General features: G+C 44.8%; 26 protein-coding genes. 18 read left to right on the forward strand and 8 right to left on the reverse strand.

The window, feature by feature from the left end; translation table 11 throughout:
• Positions 1-209 precede the first annotated feature (209 nt).
• Positions 210-1,274 carry a TIGR03032 family protein gene (locus QUB12_RS08870; protein ID WP_333306418.1) on the forward strand — a complete coding sequence of 355 codons (1,065 nt, stop codon included), beginning with the start codon at positions 210-212 and terminating at the stop codon, positions 1,272-1,274.
• 144 nt (positions 1,275-1,418) lie between these two features.
• Here the strand turns inward: QUB12_RS08870 and murJ are convergent, their stop codons facing one another.
• Positions 1,419-3,032, reverse strand: coding sequence for a murein biosynthesis integral membrane protein MurJ (gene murJ, locus QUB12_RS08875; RefSeq protein WP_333306420.1), 1,614 nt, complete (start codon positions 3,030-3,032; stop codon positions 1,419-1,421).
• A gap of 67 nt (positions 3,033-3,099) precedes the next feature.
• Here murJ and QUB12_RS08880 point away from each other — a divergent pair, with 67 nt between their 5' ends.
• From QUB12_RS08880 to QUB12_RS08905, 6 genes are all read left to right on the forward strand, one after another.
• Positions 3,100-4,269 (forward strand): DUF3095 domain-containing protein, encoded by a 1,170-nt coding sequence (locus QUB12_RS08880; RefSeq protein ID WP_333306422.1) that lies wholly within the window; start codon positions 3,100-3,102, stop codon positions 4,267-4,269.
• 74 nt (positions 4,270-4,343) lie between these two features.
• Complete coding sequence (gene sfsA / locus QUB12_RS08885) at positions 4,344-5,075, forward strand: DNA/RNA nuclease SfsA (protein WP_333306424.1); 732 nt, start codon at positions 4,344-4,346, stop codon at positions 5,073-5,075.
• Positions 5,076-5,326: 251 nt separating this feature from the next.
• Complete coding sequence (locus tag QUB12_RS08890) at positions 5,327-6,649, forward strand: 3-isopropylmalate dehydratase large subunit (protein WP_333145338.1); 1,323 nt, start codon at positions 5,327-5,329, stop codon at positions 6,647-6,649.
• Between the two features lie 277 nt (positions 6,650-6,926).
• Complete coding sequence (locus tag QUB12_RS08895) at positions 6,927-7,070, forward strand: hypothetical protein (RefSeq protein ID WP_333306426.1); 144 nt, start codon at positions 6,927-6,929, stop codon at positions 7,068-7,070.
• A 553-nt stretch (positions 7,071-7,623) separates the two neighbouring features.
• Positions 7,624-8,385, forward strand: coding sequence for a DNA-binding protein (locus QUB12_RS08900; RefSeq protein WP_333306428.1), 762 nt, complete (start codon positions 7,624-7,626; stop codon positions 8,383-8,385).
• A 222-nt stretch (positions 8,386-8,607) separates the two neighbouring features.
• Positions 8,608-9,099: a gluconokinase gene (locus tag QUB12_RS08905; RefSeq protein WP_333145335.1), complete on the forward strand. Its 492-nt coding sequence runs from the start codon at positions 8,608-8,610 to the stop codon at positions 9,097-9,099.
• Between the two features lie 724 nt (positions 9,100-9,823).
• On the opposite strand, the gene QUB12_RS08910 is transcribed toward QUB12_RS08905, so the two are convergent.
• Positions 9,824-10,801: a carbohydrate kinase gene (locus tag QUB12_RS08910; protein ID WP_333306430.1), complete on the reverse strand. Its 978-nt coding sequence runs from the start codon at positions 10,799-10,801 to the stop codon at positions 9,824-9,826.
• 148 nt (positions 10,802-10,949) lie between these two features.
• The gene (locus QUB12_RS08915; protein ID WP_333145332.1) at positions 10,950-12,110 is read right to left on the reverse strand and encodes an RNA-guided endonuclease TnpB family protein; all 1,161 of its coding nucleotides are present in this window, start codon (positions 12,108-12,110) and stop codon (positions 10,950-10,952) included.
• Between the two features lie 202 nt (positions 12,111-12,312).
• On the opposite strand from QUB12_RS08915, the gene QUB12_RS08920 reads away from it, so the two are divergent.
• The 8 genes from QUB12_RS08920 to QUB12_RS08955 all read left to right on the forward strand — a co-directional run bounded on the left by QUB12_RS08920 (position 12,313) and on the right by QUB12_RS08955 (position 18,675).
• Positions 12,313-12,450: a hypothetical protein gene (locus QUB12_RS08920; protein ID WP_333301020.1), complete on the forward strand. Its 138-nt coding sequence runs from the start codon at positions 12,313-12,315 to the stop codon at positions 12,448-12,450.
• An 86-nt stretch (positions 12,451-12,536) separates the two neighbouring features.
• Positions 12,537-12,812 carry a photosynthetic electron transport-dependent transcriptional regulator PedR gene (locus tag QUB12_RS08925; protein WP_006633901.1) on the forward strand — a complete coding sequence of 92 codons (276 nt, stop codon included), beginning with the start codon at positions 12,537-12,539 and terminating at the stop codon, positions 12,810-12,812.
• A 34-nt stretch (positions 12,813-12,846) separates the two neighbouring features.
• Positions 12,847-13,128: a hypothetical protein gene (locus QUB12_RS08930; RefSeq protein ID WP_333145331.1), complete on the forward strand. Its 282-nt coding sequence runs from the start codon at positions 12,847-12,849 to the stop codon at positions 13,126-13,128.
• A gap of 130 nt (positions 13,129-13,258) precedes the next feature.
• On the forward strand, positions 13,259-14,536 hold the full coding sequence (gene hisS / locus QUB12_RS08935) for a histidine--tRNA ligase (protein WP_333145330.1): 1,278 nt from the start codon (positions 13,259-13,261) through the stop codon (positions 14,534-14,536).
• A gap of 272 nt (positions 14,537-14,808) precedes the next feature.
• Positions 14,809-15,579 (forward strand): Uma2 family endonuclease, encoded by a 771-nt coding sequence (locus QUB12_RS08940; RefSeq protein WP_333306432.1) that lies wholly within the window; start codon positions 14,809-14,811, stop codon positions 15,577-15,579.
• 96 nt (positions 15,580-15,675) lie between these two features.
• Positions 15,676-16,800: a DNA cytosine methyltransferase gene (locus QUB12_RS08945; RefSeq protein ID WP_333306435.1), complete on the forward strand. Its 1,125-nt coding sequence runs from the start codon at positions 15,676-15,678 to the stop codon at positions 16,798-16,800.
• A gap of 73 nt (positions 16,801-16,873) precedes the next feature.
• Complete coding sequence (locus tag QUB12_RS08950) at positions 16,874-18,097, forward strand: AAA family ATPase (RefSeq protein WP_333104285.1); 1,224 nt, start codon at positions 16,874-16,876, stop codon at positions 18,095-18,097.
• Between the two features lie 2 nt (positions 18,098-18,099).
• The gene (locus tag QUB12_RS08955) at positions 18,100-18,675 is read left to right on the forward strand and encodes a hypothetical protein (RefSeq protein ID WP_333145327.1); all 576 of its coding nucleotides are present in this window, start codon (positions 18,100-18,102) and stop codon (positions 18,673-18,675) included.
• Positions 18,676-18,696: 21 nt separating this feature from the next.
• Here QUB12_RS08955 and QUB12_RS08960 read toward each other — a convergent pair whose 3' ends face one another.
• The 4 genes from QUB12_RS08960 to QUB12_RS08975 are packed head-to-tail and all read right to left on the reverse strand — an operon-like array spanning position 18,697 to position 21,698.
• Positions 18,697-19,932 carry a class I SAM-dependent methyltransferase gene (locus QUB12_RS08960; RefSeq protein WP_333145325.1) on the reverse strand — a complete coding sequence of 412 codons (1,236 nt, stop codon included), beginning with the start codon at positions 19,930-19,932 and terminating at the stop codon, positions 18,697-18,699.
• Between the two features lie 35 nt (positions 19,933-19,967).
• The gene (locus tag QUB12_RS08965) at positions 19,968-20,195 is read right to left on the reverse strand and encodes a type II toxin-antitoxin system HicA family toxin (RefSeq protein ID WP_333145324.1); all 228 of its coding nucleotides are present in this window, start codon (positions 20,193-20,195) and stop codon (positions 19,968-19,970) included.
• Complete coding sequence (locus QUB12_RS08970; RefSeq protein WP_333145323.1) at positions 20,195-20,473, reverse strand: type II toxin-antitoxin system HicB family antitoxin; 279 nt, start codon at positions 20,471-20,473, stop codon at positions 20,195-20,197. Before QUB12_RS08970 ends, QUB12_RS08965 begins: the two co-directional genes overlap by 1 nt.
• Positions 20,474-20,513: 40 nt before the next feature.
• Positions 20,514-21,698, reverse strand: a complete 1,185-nt coding sequence (locus QUB12_RS08975) for an NAD(P)H-quinone oxidoreductase subunit H (RefSeq protein ID WP_333145322.1) — start codon at positions 21,696-21,698, stop codon at positions 20,514-20,516.
• A 57-nt stretch (positions 21,699-21,755) separates the two neighbouring features.
• On the opposite strand from QUB12_RS08975, the gene rsmH reads away from it, so the two are divergent.
• The 3 genes from rsmH (at position 21,756) to QUB12_RS08990 (ending at position 25,830) form a co-directional block, all read left to right on the forward strand.
• The gene (gene rsmH / locus QUB12_RS08980) at positions 21,756-22,658 is read left to right on the forward strand and encodes a 16S rRNA (cytosine(1402)-N(4))-methyltransferase RsmH (protein ID WP_333145321.1); all 903 of its coding nucleotides are present in this window, start codon (positions 21,756-21,758) and stop codon (positions 22,656-22,658) included.
• A gap of 562 nt (positions 22,659-23,220) precedes the next feature.
• A complete protein-coding gene (locus QUB12_RS08985) occupies positions 23,221-24,894 on the forward strand; it encodes a SpoIIE family protein phosphatase (protein ID WP_333145320.1) in 1,674 nt (557 codons plus the stop codon).
• Positions 24,895-25,407: 513 nt separating this feature from the next.
• The gene (locus tag QUB12_RS08990; protein ID WP_333104293.1) at positions 25,408-25,830 is read left to right on the forward strand and encodes an anti-sigma regulatory factor; all 423 of its coding nucleotides are present in this window, start codon (positions 25,408-25,410) and stop codon (positions 25,828-25,830) included.
• 523 nt (positions 25,831-26,353) lie between these two features.
• Here the strand turns inward: QUB12_RS08990 and QUB12_RS08995 are convergent.
• Positions 26,354-26,788: a nuclear transport factor 2 family protein gene (locus tag QUB12_RS08995; RefSeq protein ID WP_333145319.1), complete on the reverse strand. Its 435-nt coding sequence runs from the start codon at positions 26,786-26,788 to the stop codon at positions 26,354-26,356.
• Between the last annotated feature and the right edge of the window lie 13 nt (positions 26,789-26,801).

Consider the following 26,801-nt stretch of genomic DNA (forward strand, 5'->3'; position numbering starts at 1 on the left):
TTCTACCGGGTGGCAGATCGCAGGCTATATTTTTAACTACTACTTAGTAGGATTGGAGCGCACTGTCAATGCTTTAGTTCCCTTATGTACAAATCTTTATGTTTTTCTAAGTAATTTTACACGAATCATCAAAACCCGCAGCGATTTACCGTGGCGCGGCGACGGGTTTATGAGATTATTGATTTTAGGCAATTACGCTCAGTGATTCTATGAATAACGATCGCACAAATTTCAATACAGTCCAAGAACACGAGATTTTTGGCGATCGCGATTTTCCATCTTGGTTAACCCAACAACAAATCAGCCTCGCTTGCACTACCTATCAAACCAGCAGGTTAATGTTAATCGGTGCTGTGCCAGAAACGAACAGGATATCGGCTTTTTGGCGAATATTCGATCGCGCAATGGGGCTTTTCTGCACGCCGGAACGCCTTTATTTAAGTTCAAAATATCAACTTTGGCAATTAGATAATGTCTTAGAACCCGGGAAATTATACCAAGGCTACGATAAATTATATATACCAAGAATCGGTTATACTACAGGAGATATCGACATTCACGATATCGCAGTCGATAAAAATAATCAAATCATTTTTATTAGCACTTTGTTTAATTGTATCGCTACTTTGAGCGATCGGCACAGTTGCAAACCTCTCTGGAAACCGGGTTTTATCTCACAATATATAAATGAAGACCGCTGTCACCTCAACGGTTTGGCAATGGTGGATGGGGAGGCGAAATATGTCACGGCGTCGAGTCAGTCGGATGTGGTGGATGGCTGGCGCGATCGCAGAAAAAATGGCGGTATAGTTATTGATATTGAATCTAATGATATCATCGTCACAGGATTGTCAATGCCCCACTCACCCCGTTGGTATCAAGATAAATTGTGGCTGCTGAATTCGGGGAGAGGGGAATTAGGATATGTGGATTTAGACACAGGAAAATTTGAGGCAATTACGTTTTGTCCGGGATACGTGCGAGGCCTAGCTTTTTGGCAAAATTGGGCAATTGTCGGACTGTCGAAACCTCGAGGAGGTGACAACACTTTTAGCGGTTTAGAATTGGATGAGTTGTTAGCAGCACAGGATGCTGAGCCTCGCTGTGGTATGATGGTGATTGATTTGACGAATGGGGCGATCGTTCACTGGTTGCGGTTTGAAGGGATTGTCACGGAACTCTATGATGTGCAGGTGATTCCCCAAGTGCAAAGGCCGATGGCTTTAGGTTTTCAAACGGAAGAAATTGCTCAGTTAATTACTTTGGAACTTTAAGGGCAGATGGTGGCGGATATACGCGGATGGACGCGGATGAGTGTTGATTTGGATTTAAGGGCGAGATCCTTTTTTGGTCTTTTTTGTACTGAAGGGCGATCGCACTTTTGTTGATTCCTGGAATCTGCAGCCAATTTCGGATATTTATTTGCGAAAACGGCCGCGAATGCGATCGACAAACATATCAACTTCCGGCAACTTCATCTGACTGACAAACAGGGCAAAAACCCCTAACCCTACAAAACTTGCCACACTCAACTGCACTAATTGAATTACCAAACCTTCAGTACCCAAAACTCTTTGACACGCTTGCAGAGTAGCCAAGGTAACGAAAGCAGTTAGAGAACTGCCAGAAGTTAACCCCAGAAAAGGCAAACTCCACTCCCCCCAAGGCAGGCCACCCAGCTTTTTATTTAAACAGTACAAAAGCATAATCATCGAAATAAGATTCACTCCCACCGTCGCCAAAACTAATCCGGGCGCGCCAAAGGCTCCTACTAACAAATAATCCAAAAGACCGTTTAAAAAGATATTGATAATACTGATGCGAAAAGGGGTTTCTCCGTCTCCCAAAGCGTAAAATACCCGTACCAAAACGTCGCGTCCCAAATACACAAACATTCCAATACTGTAAGCCATCAAGATCGGCGTGACAAACTCCGAGGCCTCTCGATCGAAAGCATAGCGTTCGTAAACCACGCGGACGATCGGCCCAGCCAGCGTTACCATTAAAGCACTCAGCGGCAGCATCGTAAGGGCCGTCAAAATCAAAGATTGACGAATTCGAGCTTTTAATTCCGGCCAATCTCTCGGATCGGTGAGGCGAGAAAATATGGGTAGAAATGGCACTAAAATTACATTAGAAATAATGCCTAAAGGCGTCATAACTAACAAGCCGCTGTAACCCATCGCAGAGGCAGCTTGAGGGATGTAGGATGCGAAAAATAGGTCAGTATAAACATTAATTTGTAGCATTCCTGATGATAAGGTCGCAGGAACCATCACCTTAATTACTTCTTGCACTCCCGGCCGTTTAAAATTAAACCGCAAGCGCAATGTTCCCAAGCCGGCGCGCCACTGCGCCACCAGTTGCACCAACCACTGCAAAACTGCGCCCGCTAAAGTTCCCCAAGCTAACACTAAGCCGCCCATTAGTGCGAATTCTGGCTGAGTTATTTTGTCTCCGAGTTGCATTGCGAGAATCCCCAAACCGCCGACAAGTGCAACGCTAGAAAATAAAGGGCTAATCGAAGGAAGCCAGTACATATCGGCAGCGTTGAGAGTGCCGAAACCAATGCCGATTAAGCCTGAAAGTAATGCCATCGGCGCCATAATCCGAAATTGCTGGACGGCAATTGCTTTAATTTGTAAACCTTCTGCTGTTCTATTTAATCCCGGTGCCACCAAATCAATCAGCGGATCGGCAAAAATAACTAAAGCGACTGTTACCAACAGCAACAAGCCCCCGACTAAGGTGGTGATAGTCTCGACTAAGGGTGCTGCTTCTTTTTTATCCCGGCGGGCTAAAACACTGACTATGGCGCTGTGAAAGGGCCCGTTAATCCCTCCCAGCAAAATAAATAAGAAACCAGGGATGACGTAGGCGTAGTTGTAGGCATCGACGGCGACACCGACTCCAAAGGCTGCGGCGATCGCAATTTGGCGCACCAATCCAAAGACTTTGCTAATTAGAGTGGCGACTGCGACAATGCCGGCAATCCCTGCGAGGGAACGAGAGGGCTTCTGTAATTGGGACACAAATGGTTACAAACGCTAATGCTAAAAGGATTCACTTATTTTAATCGCGAATCGGGAGAATGATAACATGAATTCCGAAAACTTCTATTCCCAATTACCTTTACTGGACAATTTTATCAAGATTACCGATCTGGGTAATTTTGTTGACGTACCTGATGATTGGTACATTGTTGTCACAGATATTCGCGGTTCTACAAAAGCGATTGAAGCGGGAAAATACAAAGAAGTTAACTTATTGGGGGCTTGTTCGATCGTTGCTGTTTTGAATGTAGCAGGCAAAACTGAGATTCCGTTTGTGTTTGGTGGCGACGGCGCTTCTCTTTTAATGGGGCCATCGCTTTTACCCGCTGCTAAGATTGCTTTGCTGGCCACTCAACAAATGGCTAAGACTCAATTTGACATGGATTTGCGAGTTGGAGCCGTCCCGGTTCAAGTTGTGGCAGCTAATTATCCGGTTAAAATAGCTAAGTTTAAAGTTTCAGAAAATTACAGCCAAGCTGTTTTTAGTGGCGGCGGCTTAACTCGTGCTACTGAACTTATTAAAGATCCGGCGCCTGGTAATATTTACAGTATTAAAAATAAGGGCATTTCTGCAACAGCCGATTTTTCGGGATTGGAATGCCGGTGGCAGGATATTCCCAGCAAGTATGGGGAAATAGTAACGCTGCTGGTAATGGTGCGAGAAGATTTTGGTCAGCAAAGTCATCAATTATATAGAAAAATTATCAAAAAAATTAACTACATTTACGGCAAGGAAAATTGTTTAAATCCTATCGATAGTAAAAACCTTAAATTGACACTTAATAGCACCAAGCTGATTAAAGAAACTCTAGTTAGGGCGAGCAATGCTAGTTGGTTAGACCGCCAGATGTATTTATCAAAAATACAGTTAGAGACGGCGCTTGGTTCGCTACTAATGAATTTGAAGGTTAAGACAGAAGAGTTAGATTGGGGAGTTTATAAAGATATTGCGATCGCAGCTACGGATTACCGCAAATTTGATGATATGTTGAGAATGGTAATTTCGGGCAATGAGTGGCGGCGAAAAAAATTGACGGGGTACTTGGAAAGGAATTACCGAGAAGGCAAGCTGGTTTACGGTTTGCACGTTTCTGACAGAGCGTTGATGACTTGTTTGGTGTTTGAACGCAACGGTCGCCAAGTGCATTTTATAGACGGTGCTGATGGAGGTTATGCTTTAGCTGCTAAGGATATGAAACAAAGAATGCAGGACTAAAGTCCTTACTACAAACCGTCGTTTCATGCTATGATGCCTCACTCTAAAATCTAAAATCTAAAACCTCAAATCGAATGACAGACTTAATTTACAAATATCCTCCTCTTTTACCCGGAATTCTCATCAAACGTTACAAGCGATTTTTTGCCGAAATAGAACTAGATTCGGGAGAAATCATCACCGCGCACTGTCCGAATACGGGCCCGATGACAGGTGTTTTGATTCCCGGCAATCCAGTGCTAGTATCTCCCAGCGACAATCCTAAACGCAAGTTAGCTTATACTTGGGAATTAATTAAAGTTTGCGACACTGTGCCAACTTGGGTGGGAGTTAATACTGGGCTGCCAAATCGAGTAGTTAAATTAGCTTTGGAATTGAAATTGTTTCCAGAGTTGGGCAATTACAGTGTAATTCAACCGGAGGTTGTTTACGGCACTGATAAAAAAAGTCGAGTGGATTTTTGGCTAACTGGTGAGGAAAAACCGATTTTTCTGGAAGTGAAAAATACAACTTGGGTAAAAGAGCAGTTGGCTTTATTTCCCGATACAGTGACGGAGAGGGGACAGAAACATTTGCGGGAATTAATGGAAGTGGTGCGGCAGGGTTCGAGGGCTGTAATGCTGTATTTTATTAATCGCGGAGATTGTACGGATTTTGCTCCGGGGGATAGTGCCGATCGCCTTTACGGAGAATTGTTCAGACAGGCTATAAGTGAAGGTGTAGAGGTTTTGCCTTGTCGGTTTGACGTGACACCGGAAGGTGTTCGGTATTTGGGATTGGCGAAGCTAAATCTTTATAGCCTTTAATCCTAGTGAAAAAGTGGGAGTTTATAAGTCTACTAATACTGCAATAAACTTTCCTTGACCTTTCATTAAAACTAATAGTTCGCTCGCGCTTGACTAAATAAGTTTTTGGCGGATGAACCATAACTTCACAATCAGGCGTACTCCCACTTTGAGGAGAAGACGCTCATATTCATAATAAATTTCCTCTCAACATCAGGCGATATTTCGTACAATACACTATGTAGCATCTAATAAAAAAGAGCGATCGCACTATGGGAATGACTCTGACCGAAAAAATATTAGCCAAAGCATCAGGCCGCACTAAAGTTGAGCCCGGAGAAAATATTTGGGTAGAAACAGACGTGTTGATGACCCACGATGTCTGCGGGCCCGGCACCATCGGCGTTTTCAAACGCGAATTCGGTGAGAATGCAAAAGTCTGGAACCCTGACAAAATCGTCCTCATTCCTGACCACTACATTTTCACCAACGACGAACGCGCTAACCGCAACGTCGATATTCTCCGCGATTTTGCCAAAGAACAAGGGATAAAATACTTTTACGACATCACGGATCGATCGGACTTCAAAGCAAATCCCGACTACAAAGGAGTTTGCCACATCGCCCTAGCACAAGAAGGCCACACCAGACCAGGGGAAGTGCTCTTCGGCACAGATTCCCACACCTGCAATGCCGGCGCTTTCGGACAATTTGCCACCGGTATCGGCAATACAGACGCGGCTTTTATCATGGGAACCGGCAAACTGTTAATCAAAGTTCCCGCAACCATGCGCTTTGTGTTCAACGGTGAACTGCCGGATTATTTGTTAGCAAAAGACCTAATTTTGCAGATTATTGGTGATATTAGCGTGGCCGGTGCTAACTACCGGACAATGGAATTTGCGGGCGATACAGTTGAGCGTTTGACGATGGAAGAACGGATGACGCTGTGCAATATGGTGATTGAAGCTGGCGGCAAAAACGGCACGGTTGCGCCCGACAAAACTACGTTTGATTACGTTACTTCGCGGACTGATAAAGCCTTCGATTCATTTTACAGCGATGGGGATGCTAAATTTTATAGCGATCGCACCTACGATGTCACCCAATTAGAACCAGTCGTCGCCAAACCGCACTCTCCCGACAACCGCGACTTAGCCCGCAACTGCCGCGATGTCAAGATCGATCGAGTTTACATCGGTTCCTGCACCGGCGGCAAAACCTCCGACTTTCTGAATGCCGCCCGCATTCTGAAAGGAAATCAAGTCAAAGTTCCGACTTATTTAGTACCAGCAACTCAGAAAGTTTACGAAGATTTGTTTGTCACAAAATACGATGGTCAAACGCTTTCGGAAATCTTCTTAGCTGCTGGCTGCATCGAACCCGCAGCGCCTTCTTGCGCCGCTTGTTTGGGCGGCCCGAAAGATACTTTCGGGCGGATGAACGAACCCGAAATTTGCGTGTCTACAACTAACCGCAATTTCCCCGGCCGGATGGGGAATAAAGAAGCGCAAGTTTATCTAGCTTCGCCTTACACGGCGGCGGCTTCTGCGCTGACTGGGTATGTCACAGATCCGCGCGAATTCCTGTGTTAGAAAGTAGCTGATATAAGGTGCTCTTCGGGGCACCCGGAGGCCCCTGGAAGGTGCGCCGAAGAGTACCCTACGAGATGAATGTAAGGTGTTGTTCGGCGCACCAGCAAAAATGAGTGTAAAATGCTGTATAAAAAAGTAGGAGGACGATATTAAGCTGTGTTGCATCTAGATTGCCTATGGTATTAGAGAGGGAGAAGGTCCGATGGGGATCGGGGGAGAGGATTTGGCGATTTTTGATCGGGACTCGAAATATACAATTTAAATGCACAACAGCTTAATGCCAAACTCTCGCCGATTTTACTACCTTCCGGGTGAAAGTTTCTTCCTAACGCTTGTTACCTACAATCGCACACCGCTATTTTTAGAGTCAGAAAATGTCTCGCGACTCCGCAATGCTGTAGGGGCGATTAAATCAGAATAACCTTTTGAAATTATTGGGCAGTTGTCTTGCCTGACCACATCCATTTTTTGTTAAAATTACCTCCTAATTAGACTACCTATGCCAAGCTTATTGGAGAGATAAAATTTGTATTTACACAATCTTTGCGAGGTCAAGGAACTTGGACTTAAAATGTCTCATTTTCTAGTCTCCATCGTCGAGAAAGTGATGTTGGCTATCGGCGATTTGGGGGATATCCTGTTTGCAAACAAGATGATTTTGAACAGCATTTAAACTATAATCCCTACAATTATGTTAAGCACAATTTAAGTTATTGTCCGCATTTGTGGTATTATTCTAGCTTGAGCTTATGGTTGAAAAAAATGTTGATTTAGTTGATTGGTGCTGTTGTCCTCATGGCAGAAAGCCAAAAATACTAAATTTTGATGCCATTTCCTATAGACTAGGAGAATAAATTCACAGGACTTACGTAAAAATTTGTATGACAGGCTACTTATAGCGGTAAGGTGCGCCGCAGGGCGCAACCCTATCCTTGTGTAAGGTGTGCACTGCTTGAATTGACAGGAGATTTGCTTTGAAAACACTATTTTTAGCTTGGCAAAGCCCGGGCAGCGGTTCTTGGTTTCCGATTGGTAGATTGACATTTAACGGTAAAGAATACCAGTTCAATTATACAAATGGTGTTCTAGAAGCGAAACTTAAGTGCGGGTTTCTGCCTTTGCCATCTTTCCCGGATTTCAACAATGTTTACACTTCACAGAAACTGTTTTCGTTGTTTTCTAATCGAGTGATGGCGCGATCGCGCCCTGACTACCCTGAATTTGTACAGTGGTTGAATATCCCTGAACACGAACATGACCCAATTGCTTTATTGGCGCGCAGCGGAGGCAAACGGGCAACTGATAAATTTGAGGTGTTCCCTTGTCCCGAACTGGATGAAAATGGACGTTACTGTATCCATTTTTTTGCAGATGGACTGCGATACCTTTCAAAGTCGGCAATTGAACGGATTAATCGGCTTCAAGTGGGCGAACTTTTGTATTTAGCCCACGAATTTCAAAATCCGCGCGCTTCCCGTCTGCTTCTGTGTACTAAAGATCACTGGATTGTCGGCTATTGTCAGCGCTATCTTGTGGATGATATTTTTGAAATTATTTCGCAGCATCCAGAATTGGTTCGCCTAGAAGTCGATCGCCTCAATCAACCCCCAGCGCCGCTACAGTTCCGCTTGCTGTGCAAGATGACTGCCGATTCCCAGCAAGGGTTTCGCCCCTTCCAAGGCCCGATGTACCAGCCGATTAGCAGTGATGTTTTAGCTGCAAGTGCGATCGGATAATCAGCAACTATCAGTAAAATTACGATCGCATAATTAGGGAAGAAGTCAAGTTAATTATTCGGAATTCATTAGACCCACTCTATAAGAAACTTGATCTAGAATTAGAAATAGGCTGGGTTTGTTAAATTGTTTATAATTGTATGATTCATCGGGCCACTTAAGAAACCCGGTTTCTCGATCGCACAACTCGATAAAGTTCCAAGTATTCGGTAAATAAGTGCCATGATTACGATCGTGATGGGAGTCTCCGGTTCCGGCAAAACTACTGTTGGCAAGTTGCTGGCGCAATCTCTCAATTGGGATTTCAGCGATGCCGACGATTTTCACCCATCAGCTAATATCGATAAAATGAGTCGGGGCATTCCTTTAGAAGATGCGGATCGCCTTCCTTGGCTATTACAATTGCAAGCTGCAATAGACAGGTGGCTGTTAGAAAATAAAAATGTAGTTTTGGCTTGTTCTGCTTTAAAAACATCTTACCGCGAACTGCTCTACCGAGACCCAAAGCGCATGAAGATAGTTTATCTAAAATGTTCTTTTCAGCTATTAGCCACAAGGTTAAAAACTCGCGAAAACCACTACATGAAAGCAGACTTGCTTTTAAGTCAGTTAGACAGTCTCGAAGAACCACAAGATGCAATTATCATAGATGCTTCGCAGCCACTAGAGTTAATCGTGCGCCAAATTATATCATGTCCGATCGATCGCCCATAATACAATTGCCGGGGCGGGTTTTTGAGATTGTGTGTTTTTGGCAAATATTATTGGTGAACCCGCCCCTACAGGAATCAGGGTAATCGACCGGACATGATATGATGTGTGGTTAATTGCCCACAATAAAACCTATAGCGATTCTAAATGATTCAGATAAATTTGTAGGGGTAGTGCCCCCGTGCCTACCCCCTATCTATAGGGCAACCACGGGGGGATTGCCCCTACAATAATTATGAGAATGATTTAGGATTGCTATAGCGATTCTAAATGAATTGTGTAATTGTTGTAGGGGCAAAACCCACGCCCGGTTGCCCCGATCCGTGGGGGGTAGGCACGGGGAGTAGGGGTAGCACTACCCCTACATATTTTTACAACTGATGCGAGGATTGCTATATAATACTAAATCGGGCTTAAATACCAGTTTATTTCTTACTCCCTCTTAACTAGGGCGAGAGTTTGTATAGTAGCTATTTCAAACGGCGAGTCTTAGCGAGGGTTTTTAACTCGGATTTAGTATAAGCTGTTACACATTTAAACCAATAACGATAGAGGTAGGGTGCGTCAGCTAGAACACTGGCGGGATATGGGAAATACTTATGTACGCTCCGCACCCTACTATCCTCTTTTAAATGCCCAACAGCTTAACAGTTATTTTTTTCCTAGCAACCGAGTTTCTGAACCAAATTTAGCCCCCTCTCCGTTTCCGGGAGAGAGGTTTCGCCTGCTAATTTTTGTACAAATACAAGAAAGCTTCTACTTCAGCGGCGGTTGGTTGAGCCGCAATTGCACCCGGTTTCATCGCTGTCATCGAACCTACCGCACTCGCATAAGTTACAACTTTTTTGGTTATTTCTGGAGTGGCTAAACTCTTAATTCCCACCTTGCATAATTGGCTGACAAAACCAGCCAGAAAACCGTCGCCGGCACCTGTTGTATCCTCAACATCTACTGTAAATGCGGGGATTTTTCCTTCATTTTCCGAGATACAATAGGCGCAACCTTTCTCGCCTGCAGTAACCAAAACGCCTTCTACGGAATCGAGACGGTAGGTAATAGCTCCAGGATCGGTAGTGTCAAACAACCATTCGGCTTCTTCCTCGGATAGCTTGACAAAATCCACTTTTTTTAATATTTTTCTAATGGGCGCTTTTGCTTCGTCTGGATTTGGCCAAAACACGGGACGCCAATTGATGTCAAGTATAATTTTAACGTCGTACTGTTCTGCTAGTTCGATCGCTCGGACGATCGCCTCTCGACTTTCAGGGTAAGCTAATTCTAAAGTGCCTAGCACTAAATATTCGGCATTTTCAAACAGCACTTCGGGTAGTTGTGCAGCAAGGAGGCGGGTGTCTGCAAAATCCGCAGTATCAAATTCGCCAAAACCGGCAAAAGATCGATCGCCCGCTTCATTCCGCAAGACATAAACTTGCCGCGTCGGCGCACTTGGATGTCGCTGCACTCCAGCGGTATCAACCCCTATTTCTTGCAATACCTGCACTAGAGAATTCCCCAATTCATCCCCACCTACAGCACCGATAAATCCCGCCGCCGTCCCCAATTTAGCCAAAGCACAGGCAACATTAGCAGGAGCACCGCCGGGATATGCCGTCCAAGATTCTACCTCTTCGAGAGATACTCCTGGTTTGTCTGCTAAACAATCAAATAAAACTTCACCCAGACACAGAACGCGAGGATAAGTCATATCAATTTTAGATTTTACATTTTAGATTTTAGACCAGCAGTAGACAGGCCAATAATTATTTTTAACCCATCTCAGAAAAATTGCAAGCTATTTTTTAATGGCTGCTCCTTTGACAACTCCCCGCCGTAAAACGGCCGAGATTCTTCCTTCATCCAACGTTGCCTCTAAAAGCAGTGCCTTTAGATGGTCTTACACGTCGTCTGGAAGCGTTAGCGAGATGCCCTCCCGCCAAAAGTCGTAAACCTTCATCGCGGATATTCATGGCGGCGTTAATGTCTCTGTCATGTACCGTTTGACATTTGGGACATTGCCAGCTACGAATATCTAAACTCAGGTTATCTAGTTGATGTAAACAGTTACTACAAGTTTTGGAACTGGGGAAAAATCTATCGATTTCGATATAGATTCTTCCCTCCCACTCTGACTTATACTTCAACATGGTGCAAAATTTACCCCATCCAGCATCACTGATTGATTTAGCTAGTTTGGAATTTTTTACCATGTTTCTAACTGCCAGATTTTCTACAATTATGACTTGGTTTTCGTCAACTAATTTACGACTTACTTTTTGGAGAAAATCTTCACGACATCTGGTGATTTTTGAAGGCACTTTAGCAACTTTAATCCGTGCTTTTTTACGATTGCTAGACCCTTTTTGTTTGCGACTAAGTTGCTTTTGTCTCTTGGCTAATTTAACTTCATATTTACGGTAATATTTGGGGTTGCCATGCTTAGTCCCGTCGGACGTAATTGCATAATAATTTATCCCCATGTCTATACCAATAGCTTTTCCCTCTGATGATGAAACAGGCTTATCTTTACCATCATCGTAGAGACAAGCGGCGTAGTATTCACCTGATGGATTTAGCGATACGGTAACAGATTTTAACTTCCCTTCGAGCAATCGAGATACTTTGCAGTAAACCTTACCTAGTTTAGGCAACGTGAGATAGTCGCCATCTAATTTAATTCCTTGTGGAAATCGGATAGATTGCTTTTGTCCCTTTTTCTTAAAATTTGGGTATTTAGCCCGTTTCTCAAAAAAGTTCAAAAAACCACTAGACAAATCCAATGCTACTTGCTGTAAACATTGTGAAGGTGGTTCTGTTAACCATTCATATTCTTTTTTTAGCGAAGGTAACAAATTAATGATGTCGTTTCGACTTAAACCCTTACCTGTTGCTTTGTAAGTTTCACTGGTTAGGTTAAGCGCAAAATTGTAAAACCACCGTACACATCCAAACGACTTACCAAGCAATATAGATTGCTCTTGAGTCGGATAGATTCTGTACTTGCAGGCTTTTAACATTGCACTTACCAAACTATATTTGCTATGGTAAGCTAAAGTGAAACAAAAGTAAAGTCCCCCTAGAAGGGGGAGGTTTTAGACCCAATTTTTCGATAATATCAGACTTATTGATACTGGCAGTTACTCGCTCAACGCACAAGTGCAGTGCGGGCGTATCAGTTGTTTTACCTGAAAACACCTGCGGGTTTGGCCCGGATGCCAGATGCGCGCAGGTAAAGGGCTCACCCGCCGCCCTCCGGTGCCAGCAGTGCAAGTCGGTGCGGGTCATGCTGTGTCGGCGCTGAGTTTGCACTTTTTGCGATTCTGCAAGCGAGTTGGTGCTTCGGCCCCGAAAGAGTAGCACAGCAAATTTAATTTTCTCTTCATACTTCATCCCTCATCCTCTAGAATTGTAGATAGGTAAATATGCAGACATAGGAAAAATTTATGAGTGGGATTGTCTCTGGAACCCCTGTCACCCTGTCGGACAGAGAATTGCAAGTGGTAGAGTTAGTAGCGGCGGGATTGACTAATGAGAAAATTGCCGAAAAGTTAGAGATTAGCAAGCGTACAGTTGACAACCACATTAGCAATATCTTGAACAAGACGCGCGCTGACAATCGAGTTACCCTTGTACGCTGGGCGTTGCAGTGGGGAAAGGTATGTTTGGACAATATTAACTGCTGTCCTCTACCGCGACCGATCGATAAAGAAGTATCTTAAGTAGGGTTTCTGGTTGGGTACAGGCAAAGAAATGATGCAAACGGCACAAGAAAAACAACTCCGCTATCACATTCAATCCCCTGGATTGCCGCTGGCGGTGTATCGCGAAGTGGCGACCCATTTGCGTCAAGTTGAAGGGGTGCAAACCGGTTTAATCCCGCAGCAGTCGCAGCGGTTTGATTACAGCGACAGCCAAATTGGGGGTTTGTGGATACAGTATCCTGAAGCGTTCGATTTGGCAGGTCGCGAGCGGGTCGATCGCATTTTGGCTTATTATGGCGATCGTTACGGAGCCTGGGAATTATTAAGTCCTTAGTTATTGGGAATTGTTAGCTGTTGACTGTTGACTGTTAACTAATAACTACTGACTAATGATTAATGACTGCGGACTAATGACTAATGACTACTGACTACTGACTACTGACTACTGACTACTGACTAACAAAATGAGTGCAATTAAAACTTTAACGGGAACGCGAGATATTTTGCCCGATGAAATTCGATATTGGCAAAATGTCGAAGAAGTGGCTAGAACAATTTTGAAAAAAGCGGCTTATCGGGAAATTCGGACGCCGATATTTGAACAGACATCTTTATTTGAACGCGGCATCGGCGAAGCTACCGATGTTGTAGGCAAAGAAATGTACACTTTTAAAGATAAGGGCGATCGATCGACTACTTTGCGCCCAGAAGGCACCGCCGGAGTAGTGCGAGCTTTTATTCAAAACAGTTTGTACGCAGCGGGAGACGTGCAGCGTCTGTGGTATGCTGGGCCGATGTTTCGCTACGAACGCGCGCAAGAGGGAAGACAGCGGCAGTTCAATCAAATTGGCGTGGAAGTCTTGGGGAGTGCGAATCCTCGTGCGGATGTCGAAGTAATTGCGATCGCCTGTGATATCCTGCAAACTCTCGGTTTAAAAAATTTGCGTCTCGATATTAATTCCGTCGGAAATAAGCAAGACAGACAAAATTATCGGCAAGCATTAATAGATTATTTTACACCGCACAAAGACGAATTAGACGCCGATTCTCAAGACCGCTTGACTCGCAATCCGCTGCGGATATTGGACAGCAAAAATCAGCGGACTCAAGAAATTGTAGCTGGTGCGCCTAGCATTTTAGAATATTTGGGAGAGGAATCGCGAGATCACTTCGAGCAAGTGCAGCAGATGCTCACAAATTTAGGAATTAGTTATCAGTTAAATCCCCGATTAGTGCGCGGTTTAGATTACTATACCTACACCGCATTTGAAATTATCTCCGACGATTTGGGAGCGCAAGCCACAGTTTGCGGAGGCGGCCGCTACGACGGTTTAGTAAAAGAATTGGGTGGCCCAGATACGCCTGCAGTCGGTTGGGCAATGGGTATCGAAAGGTTGATTATTCTGCTGCAAAAGTTGCAACCTTTGCCCGCGCCCAAGTTGGATTTTTATTTGGTATCCAGGGGCGAAAAAGCAGAACAGCAATCGGTATTGTTAGCTCAAAAATTGCGAAGTGCCGGGTTTAGTGTAGAGATAGATTTGAGCGCTAGTGCTTTCGGGAAACAGTTTAAAAGAGCCGACAGAAGCGGTGCGGTTGCGTGTTTAGTTTTGGGAGATGCGGAAGCTGAAAACGAGACGGTACAGTTGAAGTGGTTGGCGAGTGGCGAACAAAGTGCGATCGCCCAATCGGAACTACTAGCAATGACAAACGAGCTACAGCAGAAGATCATAGCTGCATATTAAGTCCGGCAGGGAATGAATTCCCTGCCTCAAAGCTAAAGTCCTCTGAAGAGGACTAATTATTTTAACAGTTTTCTTCTCAGTCCTCTTCAGAGGACTTTCGCTATTAGCCAGGGGTTTCAACCCCTGGCGGACTGTCGGCTTAAGTCGTTACTAATTGACTCTGCCCGGTAACGCATATCCAGAGGCTCTGCCTCGTCATTAAGCCATTAACATTAATCCCAAAAACCAAGAGATATAATTTAAGCATTAAAACATTTAACCTCTGATAAACTATGTCTGTAGCAACTAAAAACCCAGAAACAAAACTCACAATCACCTGGCCGCTACTACCAGAAGATTTCCAGCTACCAGACGACCCCGTAGAAGACGAAAGCCAACCATTGTTGGCTGCCGCTTTGCGCCAGCCGCTAACAGGATTTCCTGAATTAATGCAGGATGCCTTAATTGTTTCCAACTTTGCCTTGTGTGCCGGCATAAGTTTCCCAGGTTCAAGCAGCGACGAACAGCGTATTATCTGCAAAGCACCAGATTGGATGTACGTGAAACCCGTCAATCCAAAAAATGTCTCGGAAGTCCGCCGCAGTTACACGCCACACACAGAAGGAACCATCCCCCAAATCGTGATGGAATTTCTTTCAGAAACCTATGGAGAAGAATACTCGGTTGAATTTACCTCGCGGGTGGGAAAGTGGTATTTTTACGAGCAAGTAATCAAAGTTCCCCGATACGTCATATTCCGAGCCAAAACAGCTCATTTAGAAGTTTACGCTTTAGAATCAGAGCACTACAACTTGCAAAAACCTGATGAAAACGGACGTTATTGGATACCGGGATTAAACCTATTTTTAGGTATTTGGGAAGGAACGCACGAAGGAAGGACAGGCTGTTGGTTGAGGTGGTGGAATCCTGAAGGCGAATTGTTGCTTTGGTCGGAAGAACGAGTAGAACAAGAACGCCAACGGGCCGATCGCGAAAGACTCCGCGCGGAAAAATTGGCCGAAAAACTGCGTCAAGCGGGGATCGAGTTAGATGATGAAGAGTGAAATATCAATTGATGAGTCGAGTTCGATCGTGTTTTGGTATGATGACACTCTTGTGGTGGGGGCATCCAGCCCGCCCTTGGCTAACTTTGTACTCCTATGTTAATAGAACGTCTCCAGCCGATCGCCTGGACAAAAAAACCGCGACTCATATCCTTATTTTCTGGTTGTGGCGGCATGGATTTGCCATTCCATCAAGCCGGATTTGAGGTAGTTTGGGCGATCGACTCCAATCAATACGCCTGCAAAACATTCAGCAGAAACATTGCTGATGTCATCATCAACGACAGCATAGAAAATATAGACATTGCACAAGTTCCCGAAGCTGAAATATGTATAGGAGGGTTTCCCTGTCAAGATTTCTCCCTAATTTGGAAGCGCCCCGGACTTGAAGGAACCAGAGGCAATTTATATACATACTTTCTCGATTTTGTCAACAAAAAAAAGCCCAAAGCTTTTGTAGCAGAAAATGTCAAAGGCTTATTAAGTGCAAATAATTATCAAGCAATAAAACAAATAATTTCGGACTTTGAAAGTATAGCTCCGGGCTACTTAGTTAAACCTAAACTCTACAACTTTGCGGATTACGGAGTTCCGCAAGTTCGGCAAAGAGTGTTATTAGTTGGCATTCGGATGGATACAGGATTTAACTTTGTGCATCCTCAGCCAGAATACGGTCAAAATCGCAAAAATCCTTATCGAACAGCGGGCGAAGCACTCAAAAATGTGGAAGCAGTTCTTGACAATAACCAACATCATAAAATTCAAGCCCGCACCGTTGAAATTTTAAATCGAATTAAACCGGGAGGCAATTTCTCTGATATTCCCAAGGATAGTCCATACTATGTCAAAGGCATGATCAGTCACGTTTATCGGCGAATTCATCCAGATAAACCATCATCGACAATCATTGCTGGTGGAGGTGGCGGAACTTGGGGTTATCATTATTTAGAACCGCGTTCTTTGACAAATCGTGAAAGGGCAAGATTGCAAACATTTCCCGATGATTTTGTTTTTGAAGGTTCTACGACTGAAGTGCGGCGGCAGATTGGAAATGCAGTGCCACCGCAGGGAATCGCTGCTGTTGTTGAGTCTTTAATTCCGCTATTTAAGGGGGATTATCCGAAAGTGGATTTATATGAAATGAGTAAAAAGTTGCAGGGGATGTCAATTCAAGAACGATTAAAATGGGCTGAATTAGAACCAAGTGAAAATATTTTATAATCAGCAAGTAGTTTATAGTACAATATTTCTAAATATTGAGCTAATTATGTAGCTGATAGAGTGAATATTCAAAATGCTGAAAGAACTTCATCTAAAACAAGTCGGAACCGCCCCCCAGTTCGATGTAGAATTTGCCGATCGCATTAATTTATTTACTGGCGACAATGGTTTGGGGAAAACTTTTTTGCTTGATGTTGCTTGGTGGGTACTAACTGGAAAATGGGCGGATAGTCCAGCTTGGCCACAGCAGGGACAGGGCAATTCCCCGGAAATCACTTCTCGTTTAAGCAATCAAAAAAAATCCGATAAATATCGAAGTCTGTTTAGTTTTTCCGAACAAAAGTGGTTAGACAGTGGCAAGTATTCTAGTTTCAAAGGGTTAATTATTTACGTCCGTGTTGATGGATTTTCAGTCTTAGATCCTGCCCGTAATCGCTTAGCAGCTTATCACTTCAATTATGATAGTCTTTGGAATGGATTGATTAATTCCGAAGGAAAATTTATCTGTAATGGTCTAATTCATGATTGGGTGAACTGGCAACGTCAACCAGACCGATCTCAATTCCAACTATTATCTCGCGTCATTAAACAACTTTCTCCCGATGCTGATGAATGGATGGAACCGGGAGAACCAATCAGGGTTTCTGTTGAGGATGTGCGTGAGATTCCTACCTTAAATTTTCCCTATGGCAATGTTCCGATTATATACGCATCAGCGGGCATCAAGCGAATTTTAGGATTAGCTTATTTGTTAGTATGGACTTGGTATGAACACACAATGGCTTCTAAGTTGCGGCAACAAGAACCTCTGGATAAGATAATTCTTTTAATCGATGAAGTTGAAGCTCATTTACATCCACAGTGGCAACGATCAATCTTGCCAGCTATCTTAGAAGTAGCAACAAACCTCGAAAATGAAATGAAACTTCAGCTAATAGCTACAACTCATTCTCCGCTGCTACTTGCCTCAATCGAGCCTGAATTTGATGAGGAGCAAGATAAGTTATTTTTGTTTGAGTTACAAGGTAAAGATGTAACTCTTAATGAAGTTCCTTGGACAAAACATGGCGATGCTGTTGGCTGGCTAACTTCAGATATTTTTGGGTTAAAACAGGCTCGTTCCCGCGAAGCAGAAATAGCGATTGAGGCTGCGTATACCTTCATGCGAGGAGAAAGCATGGAAACTTTTCCTGAATACCTCAGAACTAAGGATCAAATTCATCAGGAACTCCTGCGAGTTTTACCAGAACACGATCGCTTCTGGCCGCGATGGATTGTGAGCACCGAGGTAGAGTAAAGATGATGCGATTTACTCCGCCACCGGAACCACCGGATTTTGAGCAACAAGTGCGACAAGCCGGCAATAATTGGTTAGTTAAAAATCCTGGTAAAGAACCAAAAGATTTTTGGTCTACCTTCAAACCTCAATTAGCTAAAGACTTCCAAAATCTTTGTGGCTATTCAGTTATGTACATACCGAGTCGGATGGGTACTGTAGATCATTATTTGAGTAAAAGTAAAGCCGAAAATCGGCATTTGATTTATGACTGGAAAAACTATCGCTATGCTTTGCAACGGGTAAATAGTTGCAAAGGAACTTACGATAGACAAATTCTCGATCCGTTTGAAGTAGAAGATAATTGGTTTGAGATTATCCTACCTTCTTGTCAGTTGATTTTGACTGATGCGATTCCTTCCCACCAGCGCGACCGAGCCGAATTTACCCTCAAAAAGTTACAGATTCAGAATAGTGAATGGGTTATAGAACAACGTCAGGAGTGGTATCGGATGTATCTAGAGAAGGAACTTAATTTAGAAGGGTTAGAAAAGAAAGCGCCTTTAATCGCTCGTGCGGTTAAAAAACAGCTTAATTAGTTAATAATCAATCTAAAATAATCAATCAGGCACCATCAAACCCTTCAATATTCTCCCCTTTTCCTCCTCCCTCAACCCCTTCGACTGCACCAAAACCCCAAAACCGCCCAAACCCATCGGATCGATCAACTGATGCAAAGCCTCCCGTCGCCGCAAAAACGTTGCCACATCCAATACTTCCGCATGATTTGTTGATAGAGAAGCAATACGATCGCCCAAACCCAACGCCATCAAAAACAAAGCCTGCTGAGTAAACCCTACCACATCCAAACCGCACAATTCCCCCTGCCTTTCCAACGCCGTAAAATTAACATGAGCCGTTAAATCCTGCCGCCCCACATTAATATAAGGATTGCTGTGATATCGGTGGCGATAATAACACTGTAGCGTCCCCTCCCTGCGCCTCGGATTGTAATAGCGGTGCGCCGGATGGCCGTAATCAATAGTTAACAAATATCCCCGCTGCAACTTTTTAGCAACTGTACTCATCCAGTCCAAAGCAGCCAAATTCACCTCACTGCGATAACCATCGCCATAAGCACTCGCCGACAAATCGATGCCCACCAAATCCAAATATTCGGCAATTTTAGGGGTGGAAACTTCGCCAACTACTTCAACAAATTTTATCTCTTCTTGTTCATTTTTTGGGGTTTCTGCGGCAACATAAATCTCCCTAACTTGCCCTTCTTCCAGAATGAATTGATGCACTGGCAAAGCATCCACTAACTCGTTAGAAAAAAAACAACCGACTATTGAATTATTAACTATCTCATCCCAATTACACCACTTAACACACTTAATATCGGCTAAAGTTTGCCGCTGTTCCGCTTGGAGCCCAGGGGAAACTTCAATAATAATGTATTCTAAAATATGAAAGAAATCGGGATGTTGCCGTTGCAGATATTGCAGCACATTTTCGGCAAAATTTCCCCGCCCAGCGCCCATTTCTACGATCGCGAAATTGAAAGGGCGATCCTCTTCGAGGGCTCCGCTAACGAGAAATTCCCACATTTCTACAAACTGATCCGCCAAAACCTCCGAAAAATCAGCACCCCAATGAGACGACGTGATAAAATCGCCTTGTTTGCCGATCGACGGGCGATCGCTATTGTAATAACCGTGCTGCGGATGATATAATGCCAAATCCATATATTCAGCAAAAGTAATACGCTGCTGGGGAGTTGCGGCAATTCTTTCGCCGATTAAAGCGCAGAGATCCGGGTTGCTGTCATTGATATCTGGTTGCTGGGATGTCATAATTTTTATGAGGCACTTAATCAAGCTGAACAAAATCATTCGAGTAGTGCTATAAACTCTTCCCTTGTGAGTTCTGCATCCCGCAGTATCTTGCGGAGTAAACCTCTACCTATGGTTTTGCCAGCATGGACAGGAATCGTTACTACCCGTCCATCTGCATGGATCATTCGCACATGACTGCCCTTTTGTCTAATCGTCTGAAAGCCTGCATTTTCTAAGGCGCTAATAACTGTATTTCCTATTAAAGCTGGTAGTTTTGGCATTAAATCATCACCCTTTGAATACCTACAAATTCAGGTAATTTTTCATTACCCTCTTCTTCTAAACAAAGTGCAATAACTTCTTTAATATTCGCAATCAACTCATCAATAGTCTCACCTTGGCTATAACAGGCTTTTAGCTGTGGGACTTCCCCGACATAATAGCCATCTTCATCTCGTTCAATAATGACGTAGAACTCTTGCTTGCTGACATTCATTCTGCAACCTCTTTGTTCTTTAAATGTTACTCTATCATTATTAACAGTCAGGGCTTTAGTCATACTCGTTTAATAACTAAAGCCCTTACTGCTAACAGCGGATCTACCTGTCAACCGAGCCCATAATAATGTCGATACTCCCCAAAATTGCCACCAAATCGGCAATCTTCACGCCGCGCACAATGTGAGGCAAAATCTGCAAATTATTAAAATCCGCAGCCCGAATCTTCCAGCGCCAAGGAAACACAGTATCATCCCCGATAATATAAATCCCCAGCTCACCCTTGCCGCTTTCAACGCGGACATAATGTTCGCCCTTGGGAATCTTAAAAGTCGGCGCCACTTTTTTGCCAATAAACTGATAGTCAAAACCATTCCATTCAGATTTTGGCCCGCTTTCTAAGCGCTTCGCTTCCAAATTCTCGTAAGGGCCGCCGGGGAGTCCTTTTAAGGCTTGATTGATAATCTTAACCGACTCGCGCATCTCCCGAATCCGTACTAAATACCGGGCTAAACAATCGCCAGCAGCTTCGGTACAAACTTCCCAGTCGAAGTCGTCATAACATTCGTAATGGTCAACTTTCCGCAAATCCCAATTTACGCCGGAACCGCGCAACATGGGGCCCGAAAGTCCCCAGTTAATCGCTTCGTTGCGGGAAATCGTACCCAAGCCTTCAATCCGGCGGCGGAAGATTGGATTGTTGGTAATTAAACGTTCGTACTCGTCAATTTTGGGAACGAAATAATCGCAGAAATCTTGGCACTTATCTACCCAACCATAAGGCAAATCGGCGGCGACTCCGCCGATGCGGAAATAGTTATTATTCACCATGCGATAACCGGTCGCTGCTTCCCACAAGTCGAGAATTGGTTCGCGATCGCGCATAGTATAGAAAAAAGGAGTTTGCGCGCCCACGTCCGCCAAAAACGGCCCTACCCACATCAAGTGGTTAGCAATCCGGTTCAACTCCAGCATGATTACCCGAATATAACTAGCCCGTTTGGGGACAGCAATATTTGCCAACTTTTCCGGTGCATTCACTGTCACCGCTTCGTTAAACATCCCCGCAGCGTAGTCCCAGCGGCTCACGTAGGGCACGTACATCACGTTGGTGCGATTTTCGGCGATTTTTTCCATCCCCCGGTGCAGATAGCCCAAAACAGGCTCGCAGTCCACCACATCTTCCCCGTCCAGGGTGACGATTAGCCGGAGTACCCCGTGCATGGAAGGGTGGTGCGGGCCCATGTTGAGCACCATCGGTTCGGTTCTAGTCTCAATTCTTGACATAATTAAATGAATTAATGATTACTAGCTATTGTTGATTTTTGTTTGGCTTTTATGATTATGAAGGATATCGAGCTCTCTGAGAAGGAGACCCTTGGATCGGATGTCAGTATTGACACCTATCACGTTCCAGTTTTGGGTCAAGAATTAATTGCGGGTTTGGCTGTGCGTCCAGGCGGCCGCTATTTGGACGCGACGCTTGGGGGCGGCGGACACACGAGTTTGATTTTAGCGGCGGCGCCAGATGTTACAGTGGTGGCGATCGACCGCGATGAACAAGCCATCCGTTTTTGCCAAGCCCGATTTGCCAACTCGCCCGTTGAGTTTTGGCACGGCAACTTTGCTGAATATCAGTCCCCAGAGGCCGAATTTGATGGTATCATAGCAGACTTGGGCGTCAGCTCTGCTCAGTTCGATACACCGGAACGGGGATTTAGTTTTCGCCACCCAGCTCAACTAGATATGCGTATGAACCAGCAGCAATCTTTGACGGCAGAAGAGATTATCAACCACTGGGAAGAAGTTAAACTAGCAGATATTATTTACAAGTACGGCGAGGAGCGACTGTCGCGGCGCATCGCGAGGCGGATTGTGCAAAGCCGTCCTTTTCAAACTACAACAGAACTTGCAGGGGCGATCGCCTCCAGCTTCCCCCCCAAGCAGCGCAACGGCAGAATCCATCCGGCCACCCGTACTTTCCAAGCTTTAAGGATAGCCGTCAACTCCGAACTCGCTTCTTTAGAAACTTTCCTAAACCTTGCCCCACGGTGGTTAAAACCCGGTGGGAGAATCGGAATCATTACCTTTCACAGTCTCGAAGACCGACCAGTCAAGCACCAACTCAGAGGAACACCCAATTTGCAGGTACTGACAAAAAAGCCGATCGTGCCACAATCCGAAGAAGTCGCTAGAAATCCCCGCTCTCGTTCTGCTAAGCTCAGACTGGCAGAAAGATTAGCTTGATTCGGCAGTAGTAATATGCTTGCTGCAAAAAGTTCAGAGATTAAGAGGACTTGCATCCTGCAATCAAGTACGATGCGGCAAAGATGTAGGGAATAGCGCCAACAACCCACCACTAACCCTCCGGGTACAGTGGGGCTTGAAATACAGCCGGTGTTGACCAGACTTAGGTAGCAATACTTGCGTTAGTAGTAAGTGTTAAAATTCACACCGAGGACAGTGCCCAGCTAGTTAAGAACTCTGCAATCAGAGCATTAATTAGCCGTTTTGAATGCTGGTGTGTTTAGAAAAGTACCGACTGCTAACAAGGTCATTGCTCGTATCACAGCGTTAAAGCTGACTCGGGAATTTTCCCTATTGAAGCGGCCTACCGAGGCGGGTTACAGTATCGAAAGCCTCTCATCTGTGCGAACAGATGGTGCGAAAGGAATGCTCACCTTGAGGTAAAACGGGTTTCTTTAACTCAACTTGACGTAACTGATATGTTGCATATATCCAGCCCTCCTTTTCCTCCCGCCACCTTGCTGAATACAGCTATGGTGGGGGTTTTCAAGGGGGAAGAAAGATGAGTCGGGGAGATGGAAGCAAGCTGAAACTGATGGTAGTCGATGACGAACCCGACAACTTGGATTTATTGTACCGGACGTTTCGACGCGACTTTCAGGTTTACAAAGCAGATAGCGCCCTCAGCGCCCTGGAAGTTCTAGACGAACAGGGCGAGATGGCGGTGATTATATCTGACCAGCGAATGCCAGAAATGAATGGCACCGAGTTTTTGGGGAAAACAGTCGAGCGATTTCCCGATACGATTCGGATTCTGCTAACGGGATACACCGATGTTGAAGATTTGGTTGAGGCCATCAACTCAGGTCAAGTTTTCAAATACATCACCAAACCGTGGAATCCAGAAGAACTCAAATTGGTGATCAATCAAGCCTCAGAAACTTACAAATACTACAAGCAGCGCAGCGTTGCATTGCGCCGCGCTTTACGCAAGGAATCTCTGTTCAATGAGGTAATGAGCGTGATTCGCGGGTCGCTAGATTACTCTAGTATGGTACAAACTATTGTTCAAACCGTAGGTCAAACTTTTGAGGCCAACTATTGTATGCTGCGGCCGGTAGAGACCGATCGACTATTGCCGAGTACCTTCCCCTACCAAGCCCAAACCTCTGAAGCCAGTAGCTTTTCTTTTGATGAAAATTTGCTGGTTCAAGCTGTAGCCACCCGCCAAACTCAAGTGAACTCCAACAGTGGGGGGCAGGGGAACTCGGTTGAGATTGCCGTGCCCCTGACTTACCAGCAAGAATTGCTGGCGGTACTGGCTTTGTCCCAGATTGGCGGCACTAACCCTTGGTCAGCAGAAGAGATAGAGTTAATAGAAGGTGTAGCAGCTCAAGCTGCTCTCGCCCTGTCTCAAGCTAAGCTATATCAGCGCACTCTGGATTTAGCCAAGCAGATGCAAAACGAGTTGGAAGTGGCTCGCCAAATCCAAACAAACTTGTTGCGCCAAAGTTGGCCGGATTTTGAAACTGTCAGGGTGCAAGCTTGCTGTTATCCCGCGCGGGAAGTGGGTGGGGACTTTTTTGAAGTCTACGTCCACTCCCAAGGGGATATTTGGATAGCGGTGGGAGATGTTTCGGGTAAGGGAGTTCCGGCTGCTCTATTTATGGCGAGCGCGATTTCGGTGATGCGTCGGGAACTTTCCCAAGAAGTTTCTCCAGAGCCCGATCGAGTTATGCACAATATGAATAGCAGTATGTCTGACGACCTGATCGGCAACAACCATTTTATTACAATGGTTGTAGCTCGTTACACTCCGTCAACCGGACACCTGGCATTTGCTAATGCCGGTCACATTTACCCGATTGTTTGGTCTCACTCGGAGGTGAAAGCTCAAGCCGCTAGCGGTGAAACGCCAGCCGAGCCGAATTTCCTGAAAGCTCGTGGCATTCCCTTGGGGATACTACCAGTTTGGAGAGGCAAAGCAGGTACGATCGAATTAAAGTCAGGAGATGTATTTCTGCTGACGAGTGACGGAATTACTGAAGCTAGCGTGACGACTGAAGCGGTCGCAGGGGGTGTACCAACCCGTTCTATGCTACAACAAGAAGGGCTTTGGCAACTCTTGATTCAGGAACCTGGTTCTTTCAACTTGGACAATTTGTTGGCTTACATCCGAGCCGACAATCCCGTTCAGGAAGACGACCAAACCATACTCTCTCTGGAGGTTCTTTGAATCTGTCAGCGACTCCCGACGCATAGTCGGGGGTGAGCGCCGAAAAAACTTAAGCCCTGCTTGTTGAGGGCCCATAGAGTAGTCCTGCAAAGGACGGCGTTATCGTCAACAGTCAAAAACCACAGTAAAAAACCTAGCCGGCGATGGCGCAGCTAGTTTCCTGAATCGCTTTCCTGGGGGATTAAATACCTGTCAAGGGTTAAGGTAGAAGGCATTCGTCAGAAAAAACCAACGCTTCTTAAAAGCCAAGGATTGAAACACAGATTTTTTATACCTCGCTGCTTGCAGTCTCGGTATAATTATCAATTGTTAGTGGGCTTTAGACTCATAACAAAAGTTTTCAACTATACTCTTAACTTCTGCCTTATACCAAATGACGAATGCCTGATTTTTAACCAGAAAAGGCTAGTATCCCCCGATTAGTGACAAGTATTGAGGCCGAATCCATTCGGCGCGTCGTGTTTCATACCTGGTGTGAAGACACAGGGGTTTTCAAACTTACGGGATTTTTTTATGAATACTGAGCTTCATGTGCCAAGCGACTTGCGGTTTTTAACAATTGTTGAAAATTGGTTGCTGAGCAGTTTGGAAGTAGAGCTAGGAGAGCACGTCGATTGGCCGCGTCAGTCGAATCGTTTGCGCTTGGTGTTAGCAGAAGCCTATTCTAACGTGATCCGCCATGCTCACAAAGATCAACCCAATTTGCCCGTGTTAATTCGCTTGAATTTAAAAAATAGGGATATTGGTTTAGAAATTTGGGATTACGGTAAAGGTTACGAAATGGATACTTACAATCCCCCGATGCCGGAAGCTAAACAGGAAAGCGGCTACGGCTGGCTGATTATGAGCAGACTTATGGATCGGGTGGACTACACTTTGCAAATCGACGGTCGCAACTGTCTCAAGTTGGAAGCGAGTTTGCCGGAAAAATCTTAATTAGTCGTTAGTCATTAGTCATTAGTCCTGAGTGATTAGTGATTGGCAATGCACTTTTAGACTCGCTTTGGCTGTCTGTCGCACGCGCTGCGGTGACAGCCACTTTTTCGTGCAGTATCGTCAATCGATTTTAGATTGTAGATTGTAGATTTTAGATTTTAGAATTGAAGCATTGACTTGCGCGAGATAAATTCGGGGGGCAAGTTTCATCGGATAAAGGTTTTTTATTTCTGGGTTCTGAGTCTGCTTTCGGAATGAATCACGTGGCGGGTATCCTGGATGCTTTCGGTCAGCCCAAGGCGAGACTGTAAGACTGTAGGGGTACAGTCCCGATCGCACAAATACCCCAGAAACGGGATTTTTATACCGTGAGTGGCACTTCACCAAAGATTTGAATAAAAACCCGGTTTCTGCCTCATTCTGGCGATAAAAAGCCGATTTACCTGTCGATCGCACGATTTTAGCTATTACGTGCGATCGACAGGTAAAACCAAAATAGACAATTTAAATGTGAAACAGCTTATCAAACATCAAATTTCGTCTGCGACCGCAGATTTAGCAATTCTTGGGGAGAAGCTAACAGTTTGACGGTGACAGAAAGGATTTTTTGGTGAGAATTGAGCAACAACAGCCATCCGACATTAACACCAAATGCGGAAGTTTGCACCCGGCCACTGACCTGAACTTCAACATTGCCATATTCTAAAATTTGGGTGACACCTTGCTGGGGTTCAAGCTTCATTCCTCGCGCTTCTGTTTTTAGATAAGTGGCGATCGAGCTGCTACCCATAATTGGCTCTTCAAACGGCGCGTGCAGAACCCCGTCATCGGCAAATAAATTAGCCGTCGCGTCAAAATCGCCCGCGTTTAAAGTTTCAAAATATCGCAGTACCGTTGGGTTTGTGATGCCGGCAATCTTTATAGAGCTAGTTATAATAGGTCGAGTTGTTGCGGTCATAAAAGAATTGATT

Origin of the sequence: Microcoleus sp. B7-D4 (assembly GCF_036705125.1) — a bacterium.
Lineage (GTDB): Bacteria > Cyanobacteriota > Cyanobacteriia > Cyanobacteriales > Microcoleaceae > Microcoleus.